Origin of the sequence: Pelistega ratti, from assembly GCF_009833965.1 — a bacterium.
Taxonomy (GTDB): Bacteria; Pseudomonadota; Gammaproteobacteria; order Burkholderiales; family Burkholderiaceae_B; genus Taylorella; species Taylorella ratti.
Window position 1 is genome coordinate 1572204 of the sequence record NZ_CP047165.1, and the last position, 16638, is coordinate 1588841.

Below are 16638 nucleotides of genomic sequence, written 5' to 3' on the forward strand. Positions count from 1 at the left end.
TTAATTTAGGGGCTGTACTAGATAACTAGATTAAACTTCCTTTAACTAGTTGTTTTAAAATGGAAATTTTAGATTTTATATTACTGTGATTAAAACGCCATTCACATTCCTTTAAATAAAGCTCAAAATGTACTTTGGGAATACCATTAAATTTGCGTAAATGGCGTTTTGCTTGATTCCAGAAATTCTCAATTCCATTAATATGGTTATGATTTTCAGCAAAATGTGTACTATGATTGATGCGAAAATGGCTAAATTCACTGACATCAAGCATATCATAACTAGGATAGGTATCTGTGTAAACGATACTATCAGGTTTTACTTGCTCACGAATAATGGGTAATAAAGTTGTTGATTTGGTATTCGGAACAGCAATGGTATAGACCTTGCTATTGCACTTGAGAAGCCCGAATACCGCCACTTTACCAGCTGCACCTCGACCTCGTTTACCTTTGCGAGCACCACCAAAATAACTTTCATCTGCCTCGATTTCTCCGTCAAACATCTCTAAATAAGGGCTTGCTTGGTAAATTAGTAAACGTAAACGACGAAAATAATAAGTGGCTGTATTCTTATTTATATTAACTAATTCACTTGCTGTTCTCGCCGTTACACCGGCAATAAAGAGCTCGATAAGTTTATATTGTTTATGTTGACTTAAACGACTTTTTCTCATTGGAGTATTCTAACCTAAATAGGACTTTATGTCGTTATCTAGTACAGCTCCTTAATTAAAATGAATGTAAGTGGATTGCGAGTGATGTGGTCAGCGTTGGGTCTCTGGAGGTATTCAGAGGTCCTTCGACTTTCATAAAGGTTACTTATCCGCCTATACCTATTTTCTTTTAATATAACCAGGAATAGGTGTAAGTACACCATCAGGTACTTCTATACAAAATTTCTCTATATAGTCCTTATCAATTTCTGTTTTCTTCTCTTTTGGATAAGCACAAAATACTTTTATATCCCCTAAATTCCATACAAAAAAACCAAATAATGTATTGGGCTTTTCAGCATATTTTGTATCAATGGCAACTCTTGTAGCCAAATCACTTTGACTATTAGTCTCTTGAGTATTTTCTTGCTGAGTGATTTTATTGTTTTCTAAAAGATCGGGTGTTATTTTAAAAGGCTTTAATTTATCTTTATCCAATTGCCAATGATATTGATTAGCTTGAGTAATTAATTTTTCATCTAGGACAAAAGAGTACCAGCGAGATTCATATTGATTCTGAGTAAATCCAGATAAAATTAATACTTTATCTTTTAATTTAATAATAGGATACAATATCTCAATATATATAATGAAAATAACTACTATACCAGTTAAAGTAAATATTATTTTATTAGAAATTTCTCTTTTAAACTTTAATTCAACAAATGCAATAACAGCACTCAAAAAACTTAAAATTATAAAAAGGAAAAAAAAAGAAAAAGTTTTACTATTAAATATAGTAAAGAAATATAACAAAATAAAACTAAAAAACAAGAAGAAAAACATTATATAGATAAAGTAAAAATCTATATTATTTTTAAATGATAATTTTTTACTTTGGAATAATCTATAATAAAAACAAATTGTAATAAAGATAAAAATACAAACTACTATTACTAAGATAACAGAATATATTTTATTATCAATACTAATAACTATCATTAACCCAATACTCAAGAGCCACATTATTGTACTATAAATTAATAAATCCCTATAAAATAAAGACTTTGACTCTATTTCTAACTTATAAACCTCTTGTCCTAACTTCAAAAAACTTATAAATACAGTACCAAATAAAAATGTACAAAAAATGGTACCACTAACAACAATTGCAAGTAATACATAAACATCTGTCAGCAATCCTGGAAATAAATGCCTTAATCCTAAATCAGTTAAATGAAACCATACTACTAAAGCCGAAATGATAATACTAATAAAAAGATTATATTTTGAAAAAATGCTAGACAATAATTTTTCAGAAGAAGTATCTTCTACTTTCCCTTTAGAAGAAACATCTTTTTGTTTTTTAAATAAACGATTAAAATCTCTCATCTTCTCCTCCATCACCTTTACTTAAAACTTAAACTTTAACAACCAATTGTATCTTTATATTAACAAATTTTCCACGTCCCCCTAAAAATACCCATCAAATACTAAAATACTATCCTCCAAAATACTCACTAAACTACTCTTTAAAACACCACCACAAAAACAAAAAGCCACCTCTTTCAAGGTGGCTCTTTTTGTACGATAATGAGTACCCTAAAGATACTCATTGCACATTCGTTATTAGATAACGCGTACAGCTTCAATCAAACGTACAACACTCCAAGATTTAGAGCGAGAGATAGGACGACCTTCTGCAATTTCTACAGTATCGCCTTCATTGTATTGATTGTTTTCATCATGTGCTTTGTACTTGTTAGTACGGATAATGATTTTGCCATAAATAGGGTGTTTAACACGGCGTTCTACTTGAACAACCACTGTTTTATCCATTTTATTGCTAACCACTTTACCGATTAAAGTACGTTGGCGTTTTTCAGTTTGCGTTTGGCTCATATTACTTTCCTGCCTTTTCGGTCAATACGGTACGTACACGAGCGATATCGCGGCGTACTTTGCCTAACTGACTTGTGTTAGAAAGTTGTTGAGTAGCACGTTGCATACGCAAATTAAATTGTGCTTTCAACAAATCCTCGAGCTCTTTATTTAGCTCAGTTGCGTCTTTTGAACGTAGTTCACTCGCTTTCATAAAGATCTCCTTACGAACCTAAGTGACGAGTTACAAACGTCGTCGCAATAGGTAATTTGGCAGCAGCCAGACGGAATGCCTCACGGGCTAGCTCTTCGCTTACACCGTCCATTTCGTATAACACTTTGCCTGGTTGAATTTCAGCGACCCAGTATTCTGGATTACCCTTACCGTTACCCATACGAACCTCAGCAGGTTTTTGTGAAATAGGTTTGTCAGGGAAAATACGAATCCAAATACGGCCACCACGTTTAATATGGCGAGTCATGGCACGACGAGCCGCCTCAATTTGACGAGCTGTTAAACGACCACGACCAGTTGCTTTTAAACCGAAATCGCCAAAGTTGACGTTGGTACCGCGAGTAGCTAGACCAGTATTACGGCCTTTCTGCTCTTTACGGTATTTTCTACGTGCTGGTGATAACATATTTATTCTCCTTCTGCCGCAGGTGTTGCCTCAGCAGCTGGAGCTGCTTTACGAGCACGACGAGGACGGCGTTGTTCTGTACGTTCGCCACGAGGACGACGAGAACGGCGTTCTTCTTCACGAGGAGCTTCAGCAGGTGCTTCACCGTTTGGTAATAAATCACCTTTGTAAACCCATACTTTGATACCAATGATACCGTAAGTAGTTTGCGCTTCAGAAGTAGCATAATCGATAATCGCACGTAATGTATGTAGAGGTACACGACCTTCACGATACCATTCAGTACGAGCAATCTCAATACCGTTCAAACGACCAGATGCAGCCACTTTGATACCTTGTGCACCTAAACGCATTGCATTTTGCATCGCACGCTTCATCGCACGACGGAACATAATACGTTTTTCAAGCTGTTGAGCGATAGAGTCAGCGATTAATTGCGCATCTAACTCTGGTTTACGGATTTCTTCGATATTCACATGAACTGGCACACCCATTAGGCGTTGCAAGTCTGATTTTAGTGAATCAATATCGTCACCGCCTTTACCAATGATAACGCCTGGACGAGCTGAGAACACAGTAATACGTGCATTTTTAGCTGGACGCTCGATTAATACACGACCCACTGAAGCGGCTTTAAGTTTGCGCTTCAAGTACTCGCGTACACGAATGTCTTCTGCTAACATTGTGCCGAAGTCTTTATCTTCAGCAAACCAGCGAGAATTCCAGTTACGGTTTACAGCGAGACGGAACCCTGTAGGGTGAACTTTTTGACCCATTATGACTCCTTAAGCACCAACTTTAACCACAATGTGGCAAGTTTGCTTCTCAATACGGTTACCACGGCCTTTGGCACGTGCAGAGAATCGCTTCATTGATTGAGCTTTATCAACATAAATTGTTGTTACTCTTAATTCATCAATGTCAGCACCATCATTATGCTCAGCGTTTGCAATAGCAGACTCAAGCGCTTTTTTGATGATACCAGCGGCTTTTTTCTGTGTGAATGTTAAGATATTTAACGCTTGAGCAACTGACTTACCACGGATTAAATCCGCAACAAGGCGAGTTTTTTGCGCTGAAATATGAACACCACGGATAATAGCTGTTGTTTCCATCGCTTACCTCTTAGACTTTTTGTCCGCAGCATGACCTTTAAAAGTACGGGTATGTGCGAATTCGCCTAGTTTATGACCAACCATGTTTTCGTTAACATAAACCGGAACGTGTTGACGGCCGTTATGTACAGCGATTGTCAATCCGATAAAATCAGGAAGGATGGTTGAACGACGCGACCAAGTTTTGATCGGCTTTTTATCTTTACCTTCGATAGCAGCCTCTACCTTTTTGATAAGGTGAGCATCTACGAAAGGACCTTTTTTAATTGAACGTGACATAGTATATTACCGTCCCTTATTTACGCTTACGACGTGAGACAATCATATTGTCTGTACGTTTATTACGGCGAGTTTTGTAACCTTTAGTTGGAGTACCCCATGGGCTCACAGGTTCACGTGCCTCACCAGTACGACCTTCACCACCACCATGTGGGTGATCTACTGGGTTCATTGCCACACCGCGTACGGTTGGACGAATACCACGCCAACGTACAGCACCTGCTTTACCGATTTGACGTAAGCTATGTTCACCATTACTTACTTCACCGATAGTCGCACGGCAGTCGATATTGACTAAACGAACTTCGCCAGAACGTAAACGTACTTGAGCATAAACACCTTCACGAGCCATTAGTACAGCAGAAGCACCTGCAGAACGTACTAATTGTGCACCTTTACCAGGTTGTAACTCGATGCAGTGAATAGTTGTACCCACTGGAATGTTACGAATAGGCATTGTGTTACCTACACGGATAGGTACTTCTTTACCAGATTCGATAACGGCACCCGCTTCTAAGTTACGAGGAGCAATAATGTAACGGCGTTCACCGTCAGCATAGCAAACTAATGCAATGTGTGCTGTACGGTTAGGATCGTATTCGATACGCTCAACTTTTGCAGGGATACCATCTTTATTGCGACGGAAATCGACAATACGGTAGTGTGATTTATGACCACCACCACGATGACGTACAGTAATATGACCGTTGTTGTTACGGCCAGAACTACGTTTTTGTGACTCTAATAGCGCAGCAAATGGTACACCTTTGTGTAGATTAGGTGTAACCACCTTAATCATGCCACGGCGACCAGCTGACGTTGGTTTCATTTTAACTAATGCCATCTTAGTTCACCTCCGAAAAGTCAAGCTCTTGACCTTTTTTGAGCGAAACGTAAGCGATACGGTTGCTACGACGACGACCAGTATAACGGCCAGCACGTTTAACTTTACCTTTACGGTTCAGAACAGAGACAGACTCAACTTCTACTTTAAAAAGCATTTCAACAGCTGCTTTAATTTCTGGTTTAGTTGCATCAGGAACCACACGTAAAGCAATTTGTGGTTTCGCGCCAGATTCAGCAATAAAGGTTGCTTTTTCTGTGATGACTGGAGCCAGAATTACTTGCAATAAACGTTCTGCTTTCATCCTAAGATCTCCTCAAATTGAGCGATTGCTGCTTTAGTAATTAACACTTTTTTGTAGTGTACTAAAGATAGCGGATCAGCGTAACGTGGCTCAACAACAGCAACGTGTGGTAAGTTACGAGTAGCAAGATAAGTATTCTCATCTACTGCATCTGTAATAACAAGTACAGAATCTAAACCCATTGCTTTAAGTTTTGTTGCAGCCAATTTTGTTTTAGGGGTATCGAATGTGAAAGAATCCACAACAGCGATACGATCTTCACGAGCTAATTGTGACAAGATTGAACGGATACCAGCACGGTACATTTTCTTGTTCACTTTTTGAGTAAAGTTCTCGTCAGGAGAGTTAGGGAACGTACGACCACCTCCACGCCATAATGGTGAAGAAGACATACCAGCGCGCGCACGACCTGTGCCTTTTTGACGCCATGGTTTTTTAGTCGTGTGTTTAACTTCTGCACGATCTTTTTGAGCACGATTACCACTACGTGCATTTGCTTGATAAGCAACCACGATTTGGTGAATCAATGCTTCATTGAACTCGCGACCAAAAATTGTATCTGGTGCACTAACTGTTGCACTAGATTGACCTTGTTCATTTAGGAGCTTAAGATCCATTATTTGGCTCCTTTAGCTGACATTTTAATTGCAGGTAAAACAACGATATTTGCGTTCTTGTGGCCAGGAACTGCACCTTTAACCAACAATAAACCACGTTCAGCATCTACACGAACGATGTCAAGATTTTGAACAGTACGTGTAACGTCACCTAAGTGACCCGCCATCGTTTTACCAGGGAAAATACGACCAGGATCTTGTGCTTGACCGATAGAACCAGGAACACGGTGTGAACGAGAGTTACCGTGAGAAGCACGTTGAGAACCGAAGTTGTGACGTTTGATAGTACCAGCAAAACCTTTACCGATTGTTGTACCTTGAACATCTACTTTTTGACCAACTGCAAATACACTATCAACAGCCACAACAGCACCTGCTGTAAATTCAGCTGCTTTTGCAGGATCTAAACGGAACTCTTTAAGAATTGAACCAGCTTCAACGCCAGCTTTAGCATAGTGACCAGCTTGAGCTTTAGTCACACGAGTTGCACGGCGAGTACCGTAAGCAACTTGTACCGCTGCATAACCATCAGTTTCGATAGACTTAACTTGAGTAACACGGTTGTTAGAAACGTCTAGTACAGTTACTGGAATAGACTCGCCATCCTCAGTAAATACACGCATCATGCCAACCTTGCGACCCACAAGCCCTAACCGATGAGCGGCAGGTGTAGGTGTCGTATTCGACATCATTTTCTCCATACCTCACTACGATTGGTGAGACGCTAAAATATTAATCAATAGGTATAATACTTTTCTAACTGCCTACAACTCAAGGCATTACCTTATTACCTTTTAGGCAAAAGTATGACACCATTAAAGTAACCATAAGTATGGTTAGCCTGTTAATTTAACATTTTTCTTATTCTCTGACAAGGAAAATGCTTAAAATGTTGTAAAAAAATCCTTTTTTTCAATGGTTTATCGCTTTTTTACAAAAAATCCCTTAAAAACACTCCTTATCCCCACCCCAATATAGATAATACACCAGGAAAATAAGGGGTAAGTTTTACGATAAAGCATAGTTAAGAAGCTATCCTATCAATTCCTTCCTATCGCTCTTCTATAAAAATTACCTTGTACTTACTCCTTTAATGCCTGCTCATTGGTATCTGCTTTCTCTGGCAATACCTTATATAATGCCGTCATATCAACACTAGCATCTGTTATATCAAGCTCTGGCATCGTTTTAGCGGCTTTAGTGGATAGTGTTTTAAATCGCTCTATCTTTCCTATTAATCCTCGATTTCCTGCAAAACTCGTAATCGTATTATTATAGTGTTTACTGACCTGTGTAAATGCGATACCAAGTCGCTGTAGGTGTTCTGCAATCGTTACCACTTGATTATAAATATCAACTGCTTTATCACCAATTTCTAAGACTTGCTGGTTACTGTTCGCTATTTTCCAAAGATTATGTATCGTTCGTAATGTTGGCATTAATGTTGTTTGAGAAACCATCACCACTCCCTTATGATAAGCATACTGGAATAAGGCAGGATCTTGCTTTAATGCCTCAATATAAGCCGCCTCAATCGGCATAAACATCAACACAAACCCTAATGATTCTCCCGCCATTAAAGCACTATAATCTTTATGTGCAAGTTCATCAATATGATTTTTAACATCTCTAAGATGTATTTTTAGATAGTGTGCCACTTTCTCTGTATTCGCTTCTACCATAGCCGCTTGATACGCATTTAAAGAAACTTTACTATCTACTATAATGTGTTTATGATCAGGTAAAATTAACACGACATCAGGAATAAATGTCTTACCAGCCTCATCTTTATAATGTTGCTGTGTCAAATAATGTAAGTCTTTTTGTAAGCCTACTTGTTCCAAGGCATTTTCTAATTGTACTTCTCCCCAATTACCTAAAATTTTCTTATTCCCTTTTAACGCAGAGGCCAGATTCTGTGCTTCTTCACTCATTTTTAAGCCTAAGTCTTTCACAAATTTAATTTGTTCTGATAAGGCAGTTTGGTCTTTACTTGCTTCTGAGTGAATATCATTTACCCGTTTTTTAAAGCTTTCTATTTGTTCTTTAAACGGTTGAAGCAATTGTTCAATACTATTTTTATTTTGAAGTTCAAATTTTTCAGATTTTTTCTCTAAGATGCTATTCGCCAAATTTTCAAATTGTGTACTCAATTCTGCCTTGCTTTTATCAAACTGCATTTGTTGCTGTACTAAATTTTTCTCTTTTTGTTCTATCTCTATATGAAGACGTGCTAAAGCTTTCTCTGATTCATTATATTGATGATAGAGTTCACGTTGTTCGGCCTCTAATCGACTAATCTGTTCTTTTCTTTCAATTAACTGCTTATCTTTTTCTTCAATAGTACTCTCTCTACGAGCTAATTCTTGCTCTCGCTCATCTAATGTTTCTTCCAAGACATAATAATCATGACGCATTTGTTGTAAAGCATTTTCAGTCTTAGATAGCGAATCTATCAAACGCATATTATGTTCATCTAATTGGCTAATCTGATGGCTAACTTTTAATCGATTAAATCGCTTATAAATCAACTGTGCCACCATCACAATGACACAAAGGGCTATAATTCCCCACAATATTTCTACTTGAAAATACCACTCTACTTGGCTCACACTAAACCTCTTTTTGTATAAAAATGATGACTAATAGACTATCCATCCCAAAATTAGCTGTTTATTATGCCATATTTCCTATTTATTCATAAAACGACAAATTGGCAAAAAATAGAGATGCTTATTCTATTTATAATAGAAAAATCTTAATAACCTTAATATAAGAGTTATCTACCTATGATTAAAAATAAAAAGAGTAAATAACAAATTGTTCATAGGTAAAGAAAACGTAGCGATGACTACATACTTTAAATTTAAAGATAAGTATAAAAAATACTTAAAGTCTATGGATAGTGTATTTCCCCCTAGGTACATTATCCAAAATATACACTATGCTGTTATATATTGGCTTACTTCTATTAAATTACCATCAGGATCACGAAAATAAATAGATTGTATTTTACCTAATGCACCTGTACGGGGAACAATGCCCTCAATAATATCTACTTTTTTAGCCTGTAATTCCTGTAAAACGATTTGTAAATCTGTTTGTGTAATAAAACATAAATCCGCACTTCCACATACAGGATATTGTGCCTTTGGTTCTATCTCATGACCTTTTAAATGTAAATTAATTTTTTGCTGGCCAAAATGTAAAGCTATTCGTCCTTGAGCAAATGTCTCTGCCCGCATACCCATCACCTGAGTATAAAACTCAACTGTTCGCTCAATATCAGCTACTGTTAGCACAAAATGATCTAATCGCTCAATTTGCATCATCTATCCTTCTTTATATACATTCCCTATTCAGAAAATACACTATAACATGGATATTTACACATCATATTTGGTAGATTTAAAACTAAATGAGACATCTATAAAATAATACATATAGCAAGAGACTTATTATTTATGCTAATACAACCCCAATATTTTTAGAATACTTTACCAAATAAAAAGACTTCCACCATTGACTAAGCAATCATAGAAGTCTATAGAAAATAAATAGTTAATATTTAAACTAATATATCTATCAAATTAAAACGCAGGAACAACAGCACCTTTGTATTTATCCTCAATAAATTTTTTCACTTCAGCTGATTGAAGTGCTTTTACTAAGGCTTTAATTTCTGGTTTATCAACATTTTCTGGTAGTGTTGCCAAGAAGTTAGCATAAGGTGAGTTTGCATCTTCGATAAATAATGCTTGCTCAACAGGGTTTAGTCCTGCCTCAAGTGCATAGTTTGCATTAATGAGTGCAAAAGTTACATCATCTAATACACGGGGTAATGTTGCTACTTCTAGCTCAACAAATTTAAGTTTTTTAGGATTCTCGGTAATATCTGCTGCGGTTGCAAAAATATTATTAGGATCTTTTAGTTTGATTAAACCTTGTTTTTCAATTAATAGTAAAGCACGTGCATTATTTGATGGGTCATTAGGAATAGCTACTTTAGCACCCTCAGGAATTTCATCACCTTTCTTTAATTTATTAGAGTACGCACCAAAAGGCTCTACATGAACATTCCCTACAGAGACAATATTCATACCACGATCTTTATTAAAAGAATCTAGGTAAGGTTTATGTTGGAAAAAGTTAGCATCAATCGCTTTTTCATGTACCTGTATATTAGGTTGTACATAATCGGTAAAGACACGAATATCTAAATCCACACCCTCTTTTGCAAGCGTTGGTTTAATAGCTTCCAAAATTTCCGCATGAGGAACAGGTGTTGCTGCTACACTGACTTTAGCGGCTTGAGCACCTGTTACTGCAATACTAGCCAGTGCAAAAGCACCCAAAATTTGTTTTAATTTCATTTTATTTCTCCTAAAAATAGAATAATCAATTATTAAACAGTTACCTTTTCTCTTATAAAGATTAAGGTCACTTATACACCCCACGATAGGGATAGTCGTACTTATATTTCACCTGCAATATACAAGAAATACACAAGCAAAATTGCCTTTTATGGTGTGGATATATCCGTCTTATAAGAGGTCTATCCACACAAAAATCTACTTATTTACGTGTAAACCTAGCGACAAAATAATCACCAATCATCTGCATCAGTTGTACCATAATCACAATAATCACCACTGTTGCATACATCATTTCATATTGGAATCGTTGATACCCATAGCGTACGGCAATATCACCTAAGCCACCAGCACCCAACACACCTGCCATCGCCGAATATCCTACTAAAGCAATTGCCGTTACTGTAATCGCACTAATAATGCCTGTTAGCGATTCTGGTAATAAAGAATACACCACTGTTTGGAAAGGGGTTGCTCCCATCGCCTTACTGGCTTCAATAATACCCGGATCAAGCTCACGCAAGACATTTTCAACAAGACGCACAAAGAATGCTACCGCACCGATCACTAAAGGTGTAATCACCCCTGCTACCCCAATAGAAGTACCGACTATTAACTTACTTAATGGCATCACCGCCATAATCAGAATAATAAAAGGAATAGAGCGAAGAACATTCACGACAAATGATAATAAACGATAGGCTGTTTTATTTTCCAATAGTTGCCCTTCACTAATCAAGAATAAATACATTCCAATAGGAATACCAATAAAGACAATAAAAGGCATTGGAATAAGTACCATCAATAAAGTATCAATTGTCCCCTGACCAATTTGATCCCAATTAATCACTGACCAGTTCATGCTTGTAATACCTCCACATCTACATTTTTTTCTTTAAAAAATGTTTGCATTTTTTGCTGTGTTTCTTCAATCGATTTTCCTTCAGGGTAATTCACAACAATCACTAACTGCCCAAAAGGCGTATCTTTAATCTTACCCACTGCACCTTGGAAAATACTCAGGCTTAATCCTAATTCTTGACTAATTTGACTTAATAACGGTTCTGCGGCTGCCTGACCATGATACGTTAGGCGAATCACATCACCTTGAATATCATGCACAAACAACTTCCAACCATCTGCATCTACACCACTTTCACTCAATAATGCTAATGTTGTATCATGTTGCGGATGAAGAAATACCTCTACTACTTCACCTTGCTCAACAATCTTACCCCCATCAATTACGGCTACTTGATCACAAATATTGCGAATAACATCCATACTATGTGTAATCAATACAATCGTAATCCCAAGCGTACGATTAATCTCATTTAATAAAGCCAAGACCGATTGTGTCGTTTCAGGATCAAGTGCACTGGTTGCCTCATCACAGAGTAAAATTTTGGGATCCATGGTTAAGGCACGAGCAATACCTACCCTTTGCTTTTGTCCACCTGATAACTGGCGAGGATACTTATGGATATGATCTTCTAAACCAACCAGTTTTAATAACTCTAATGCCCTTGTTTTACGAGTCGCTTTATCAACGCCTGCAATACGCATAGGATAGATAACATTATCAAGTACTGTACGAGAATTCAATAAATTAAAGTGCTGAAAGACCATACCAATTTGCTGGCGTAGGTGACGTAACTCACCATCAGATAACTTGGTAATATCTGTTCCATCAATAATCACTTCACCCTCATCTGGGCGTTCTAATAGATTAATCATTCGGATAAGGGTTGATTTACCGGCTCCTGAACGACCAATAATACCAAAGACTTTTCCTGCTTCAATAGTAAGGTTAATCCCTTGCAAGGCATGGAGTACTTTTTCTTTAGTCCGAAAATATTTATGTATATTTTTTATTTGAATCAAGATATATCCCTATCCAAAATATTATCACTAAATCACTTATTTTTAATATAAGCGTAATATTATCACTTTTAGTAATATAATCAAGCATTATATTATTACTAAAAGAAATAAGAAAATGCCTTATCTTTACGTTATCTCATAAATAAAAAGCCGTGCTGATGGCACGGCCTCTTAAATAACTTATAAATAATAGGAGAATATTTATATGTTAATTACTGTAAAGCAATCTCTACGTCAACACCTGCTGGTAAGTCTAAACGCATTAAAGCATCAACTGTTTTATCTGTTGGATCAACAATATCCATCAAACGCTGGTGTGTACGGATTTCAAATTGGTCACGAGAAGTTTTATTCACGTGCGGAGAACGTAATACGTCATAACGTTTGATACGTGTTGGTAGTGGTACAGGACCATGCACAACAGCACCAGTACGTTTTGCTGTTTCAACAATTTCAGCAGCTGATTGATCGATTAATTTGTAGTCAAACGCTTTTAAACGAATACGAATTTTTTGGTTTTTCATTTGAATAATCCTAAAGAACAGATTTAAAGAACAATAATAAAAGAACGAATCTTATCATGAGAACACGACTACCCTAAACTAGAGTAGTCGTGCAAGAACTTATACCTAACGATATAAATTATTTAGTGATTTTAGAAACCACACCCGCACCTACTGTACGGCCACCTTCACGAATCGCAAAGCGTAAACCTTCTTCCATCGCAATCGGTGCAATTAACTCTACGTCCATCGCTACGTTATCACCCGGTAACACCATCTCTTTATCCGCTGGTAATGTGATGGTACCTGTTACGTCTGTCGTACGGAAGTAGAACTGTGGACGATATCCTTGGAAGAATGGGGTATGACGACCACCTTCTTCTTTTGAAAGAATATACACTTCTGCCGCAAAGTTTGTGTGTGGCTTAATAGTACCTGGTTTCGCTAATACTTGACCACGCTCAACATCTTCACGTTTTGTACCACGTAGTAATAAACCTACGTTATCACCCGCTTGACCTTCGTCAAGTAATTTACGGAACATTTCAACGCCTGTGCAAGTCGTTTTCGCCGTTTCACGGATACCTACGATTTCGATCTCTTCGCCTACTTTAATGATACCACGCTCAATACGCCCTGTTACCACGGTACCACGACCTGAAATAGAGAACACGTCCTCTACTGGCATTAGGAAAGTACCATCAACCGCACGCTCTGGTGTTGGGATGTATGAGTCTAGCGCTTCAGCTAACGCTAAAATGGCTTGCTCACCTAATGGACCTGTATCACCTTCTAGCGCTAATTTAGCAGAACCTTTAACGATTGGTGTATCGTCACCTGGGAAGTCGTATTTAGATAATAACTCACGCACTTCCATTTCTACTAACTCTAATAACTCTTCGTCATCCACCATATCCGCTTTGTTTAAGAATACCACGATGTATGGTACACCTACTTGGCGAGATAATAGAATATGCTCACGTGTTTGTGGCATTGGACCGTCAGCAGCTGAACATACTAAAATCGCACCGTCCATTTGTGCCGCACCTGTAATCATGTTTTTTACATAGTCAGCGTGTCCTGGGCAGTCTACGTGTGCATAGTGACGTGTTGCTGTTTCGTACTCAACGTGTGCTGTATTAATCGTAATACCACGTGCACGCTCTTCAGGAGCGGCATCAATTGCTGAGTAATCTTTCGCTTCACCACCGAATTTTTTTGCTAATACAGTAGTAATCGCTGCCGTTAATGTGGTTTTACCGTGGTCAACGTGACCAATTGTACCTACGTTTACGTGTGGTTTGGTACGTTCAAACTTTTCTTTTGCCATGATTTATATATCCCAATAAATGATGTATATAATGAATTAATTAAATGTGTATCTTTTAGATTATACCAAAAGATACACGCATATTTATGAATTATTTGCTACGAGCGCTAATCACTTCATCTGCTACGTTCTTAGGTGCTTCAGCATAGTGCTTGAATTCCATTGTATAAGTAGCACGACCTTGTGTTAATGAACGTAAGTTAGTTGCATAACCGAACATTGAAGCTAAAGGTACTTCAGCTTTAATGATCTTACCGCCACCAACCATATCGTCCATACCTTGAAGGATACCGCGACGTGAAGATAAATCACCCATTACGGTACCTGCGTACTCTTCAGGTGTTTCTACTTCAACAGCCATCATTGGTTCTAACAAGACAGGGTTTGCACGACGCATACCTTCTTTGAAAGCCATAGACGCGGCCATACGGAAAGCATTTTCGTTAGAGTCCACATCATGGTAAGAACCGAATGTTAATGTTACTTTAACGTCAACAACTGGATAACCTGCTACAACACCCGCAGAAAGTGTCTCTTGAACACCTTTGTCAACGGCAGGGATATATTCACGAGGAACAACACCCCCTTTAATTTCGTCAACGAACTCATAACCTGCACCACCTGGTTCTAGTGGTTCTAGTTTGAGTACCACGTGACCGTATTGACCACGACCACCTGATTGCTTAACGAATTTACCTTCAACATTTTCCACCATTTTGCGGATAGTTTCACGGTAAGCCACTTGAGGTTTACCAACGTTTGCTTCAACGTTGAATTCACGTTTCATACGATCAACAATAATCTCAAGGTGTAACTCACCCATACCAGAGATAATTGTTTGACCAGATTCTTCATCAGAACGTACACGGAATGAAGGGTCTTCTTGCGCTAAACGAGAAAGGGCAAGACCCATTTTCTCTTGGTCAGCTTTTGATTTTGGCTCAACCGCTTGAGAGATTACAGGCTCTGGGAATTCCATACGCTCAAGGATAATAGGCGCATCCATATCACAAAGCGTTTCACCTGTAGTCACTTCTTTAAGACCAACTACAGCAGCAATATCACCTGCCAATACTTCTTTAATTTCTTCGCGGTTATTCGCGTGCATTTGAAGAATACGACCGATACGCTCTTTTTTACCTTTTACAGAGTTAAGAACGGTTTCACCAGAATTCAGAATACCAGAATAAACACGGATAAAGGTCAATTGACCAACGAATGGGTCAGTCATTAATTTGAATGCTAAAGCAGAGAATTTTTCTTTGTCATCTGCTTTACGCTCAATCTTGTTACCGTCTTCATCTTCACCTTGTACAGGAGGAATATCAGTTGGTGCAGGTAAGAATTCAATCACAGCGTCTAACATACGTTGAACACCTTTGTTTTTGAACGCTGTACCACAAAGCATTGGTTGCACTTCACATGCAATCGTACGTTGACGTAATGCTTTGATAATTTCCTCTTCTGTTAATGTACCTTCTTCAAGGTATTTATTCATTAACTCTTCGCTTGCTTCAGCTGCTGTTTCTAGCATTTTTTCGCGCCATTCTTCAGCAGTAGCAACTAAGTCAGCAGGAATATCTTCGTAGTTAAATTTAGTACCTTGGCTCGCTTCATCCCAAATGATAGCTTTCATTTTGATAAGATCAACAACACCTAGGAAAGAGTCTTCTTGACCAATAGGAATAACGATAGGTACAGGATTTGCACGTAAACGAGTTTTTAACTGATCGTAAACTTTGAAAAAGTTAGCACCAGTACGGTCCATTTTATTAACGAACGCAAGACGAGGCACTTGGTATTTGTTTGCTTGGCGCCATACAGTTTCTGATTGAGGTTGAACACCACCCACCGCACAATACACCATGCAGGCACCGTCAAGTACACGCATAGAACGCTCTACTTCAATAGTAAAGTCCACGTGTCCTGGGGTGTCAATTACGTTAATACGATGTTCAGGATAGTTACCAGCCATACCACGCCAGAAAGCGGTAGTCGCTGCAGACGTAATAGTAATACCACGCTCTTGCTCTTGCTCCATCCAGTCCATGGTAGCAGCACCGTCATGTACCTCACCTAATTTGTGATTTACACCAGTGTAGAACAGAATACGTTCTGATGTGGTAGTTTTACCAGCATCAATGTGCGCAGAAATACCGATGTTACGGTAGCGACTAATTGGGGTTTTACGAGCCATTGTATTATCCTTTGA

General features: G+C 38.0%; 20 protein-coding genes. All 20 read right to left on the reverse strand.

Translation table 11 applies throughout. The annotated features are described in order from the left end of the window. Nucleotides 1–25 precede the first annotated feature (25 nt). Nucleotides 26–676 carry an IS1595 family transposase gene (locus F9B76_RS06820; protein ID WP_159991436.1) on the reverse strand — a complete coding sequence of 217 codons (651 nt, stop codon included), beginning with the start codon at nucleotides 674–676 and terminating at the stop codon, nucleotides 26–28. 159 nt (nucleotides 677–835) lie between these two features. Next, nucleotides 836–2047, reverse strand: a complete 1212-nt coding sequence (locus F9B76_RS06825; protein WP_159991437.1) for a hypothetical protein — start codon at nucleotides 2045–2047, stop codon at nucleotides 836–838. A 237-nt stretch (nucleotides 2048–2284) separates the two neighbouring features. After that, the gene (gene rpsQ, locus F9B76_RS06830; RefSeq protein ID WP_159991438.1) at nucleotides 2285–2557 is read right to left on the reverse strand and encodes a 30S ribosomal protein S17; all 273 of its coding nucleotides are present in this window, start codon (nucleotides 2555–2557) and stop codon (nucleotides 2285–2287) included. Between the two features lies 1 nt (nucleotide 2558). Next, nucleotides 2559–2750: a 50S ribosomal protein L29 gene (rpmC, locus tag F9B76_RS06835; RefSeq protein ID WP_159991439.1), complete on the reverse strand. Its 192-nt coding sequence runs from the start codon at nucleotides 2748–2750 to the stop codon at nucleotides 2559–2561. A gap of 10 nt (nucleotides 2751–2760) precedes the next feature. Further along, nucleotides 2761–3177 carry a 50S ribosomal protein L16 gene (rplP, locus tag F9B76_RS06840; RefSeq protein ID WP_159991440.1) on the reverse strand — a complete coding sequence of 139 codons (417 nt, stop codon included), beginning with the start codon at nucleotides 3175–3177 and terminating at the stop codon, nucleotides 2761–2763. A 2-nt stretch (nucleotides 3178–3179) separates the two neighbouring features. Continuing rightward, on the reverse strand, nucleotides 3180–3953 hold the full coding sequence (rpsC, locus tag F9B76_RS06845; RefSeq protein WP_159991441.1) for a 30S ribosomal protein S3: 774 nt from the start codon (nucleotides 3951–3953) through the stop codon (nucleotides 3180–3182). A gap of 9 nt (nucleotides 3954–3962) precedes the next feature. Next, nucleotides 3963–4292 carry a 50S ribosomal protein L22 gene (gene rplV, locus F9B76_RS06850; protein ID WP_159991442.1) on the reverse strand — a complete coding sequence of 110 codons (330 nt, stop codon included), beginning with the start codon at nucleotides 4290–4292 and terminating at the stop codon, nucleotides 3963–3965. A 3-nt stretch (nucleotides 4293–4295) separates the two neighbouring features. Then, a complete protein-coding gene (rpsS, locus tag F9B76_RS06855; protein WP_159991443.1) occupies nucleotides 4296–4571 on the reverse strand; it encodes a 30S ribosomal protein S19 in 276 nt (91 codons plus the stop codon). Between the two features lie 16 nt (nucleotides 4572–4587). Then, nucleotides 4588–5415 carry a 50S ribosomal protein L2 gene (rplB, locus tag F9B76_RS06860; protein WP_159991444.1) on the reverse strand — a complete coding sequence of 276 codons (828 nt, stop codon included), beginning with the start codon at nucleotides 5413–5415 and terminating at the stop codon, nucleotides 4588–4590. Nucleotide 5416: 1 nt separating this feature from the next. Next, entirely contained in the window at nucleotides 5417–5719 is a 303-nt protein-coding gene (gene rplW, locus F9B76_RS06865) for a 50S ribosomal protein L23 (RefSeq protein WP_159991445.1), read from the reverse strand. Continuing rightward, a complete protein-coding gene (gene rplD, locus F9B76_RS06870) occupies nucleotides 5716–6336 on the reverse strand; it encodes a 50S ribosomal protein L4 (RefSeq protein WP_159991446.1) in 621 nt (206 codons plus the stop codon). Before rplD ends, rplW begins: the two co-directional genes overlap by 4 nt. Next, nucleotides 6336–7025, reverse strand: coding sequence for a 50S ribosomal protein L3 (gene rplC / locus F9B76_RS06875; protein ID WP_163764538.1), 690 nt, complete (start codon nucleotides 7023–7025; stop codon nucleotides 6336–6338). The genes rplD and rplC overlap by 1 nt, the downstream gene beginning before the upstream one ends. Nucleotides 7026–7418: 393 nt before the next feature. Beyond that, complete coding sequence (locus tag F9B76_RS06880; RefSeq protein ID WP_159991448.1) at nucleotides 7419–8948, reverse strand: DNA recombination protein RmuC; 1530 nt, start codon at nucleotides 8946–8948, stop codon at nucleotides 7419–7421. A gap of 330 nt (nucleotides 8949–9278) precedes the next feature. After that, nucleotides 9279–9668, reverse strand: coding sequence for a VOC family protein (locus F9B76_RS06885; RefSeq protein WP_201289291.1), 390 nt, complete (start codon nucleotides 9666–9668; stop codon nucleotides 9279–9281). A gap of 258 nt (nucleotides 9669–9926) precedes the next feature. Beyond that, entirely contained in the window at nucleotides 9927–10709 is a 783-nt protein-coding gene (locus tag F9B76_RS06890) for a MetQ/NlpA family ABC transporter substrate-binding protein (protein WP_159991449.1), read from the reverse strand. Nucleotides 10710–10911: 202 nt separating this feature from the next. Then, nucleotides 10912–11571 carry a methionine ABC transporter permease gene (locus F9B76_RS06895; RefSeq protein WP_159991450.1) on the reverse strand — a complete coding sequence of 220 codons (660 nt, stop codon included), beginning with the start codon at nucleotides 11569–11571 and terminating at the stop codon, nucleotides 10912–10914. Next, complete coding sequence (locus tag F9B76_RS06900) at nucleotides 11568–12593, reverse strand: methionine ABC transporter ATP-binding protein (RefSeq protein WP_159991451.1); 1026 nt, start codon at nucleotides 12591–12593, stop codon at nucleotides 11568–11570. Before F9B76_RS06900 ends, F9B76_RS06895 begins: the two co-directional genes overlap by 4 nt. A 212-nt stretch (nucleotides 12594–12805) precedes the next feature. Next, a complete protein-coding gene (rpsJ, locus tag F9B76_RS06905) occupies nucleotides 12806–13117 on the reverse strand; it encodes a 30S ribosomal protein S10 (protein ID WP_159991452.1) in 312 nt (103 codons plus the stop codon). Nucleotides 13118–13235: 118 nt separating this feature from the next. Further along, the gene (tuf, locus tag F9B76_RS06910) at nucleotides 13236–14426 is read right to left on the reverse strand and encodes an elongation factor Tu (RefSeq protein ID WP_159991453.1); all 1191 of its coding nucleotides are present in this window, start codon (nucleotides 14424–14426) and stop codon (nucleotides 13236–13238) included. A gap of 91 nt (nucleotides 14427–14517) precedes the next feature. Then, the gene (gene fusA, locus F9B76_RS06915) at nucleotides 14518–16623 is read right to left on the reverse strand and encodes an elongation factor G (protein ID WP_159991454.1); all 2106 of its coding nucleotides are present in this window, start codon (nucleotides 16621–16623) and stop codon (nucleotides 14518–14520) included. Nucleotides 16624–16638: the final 15 nt, after the last annotated feature.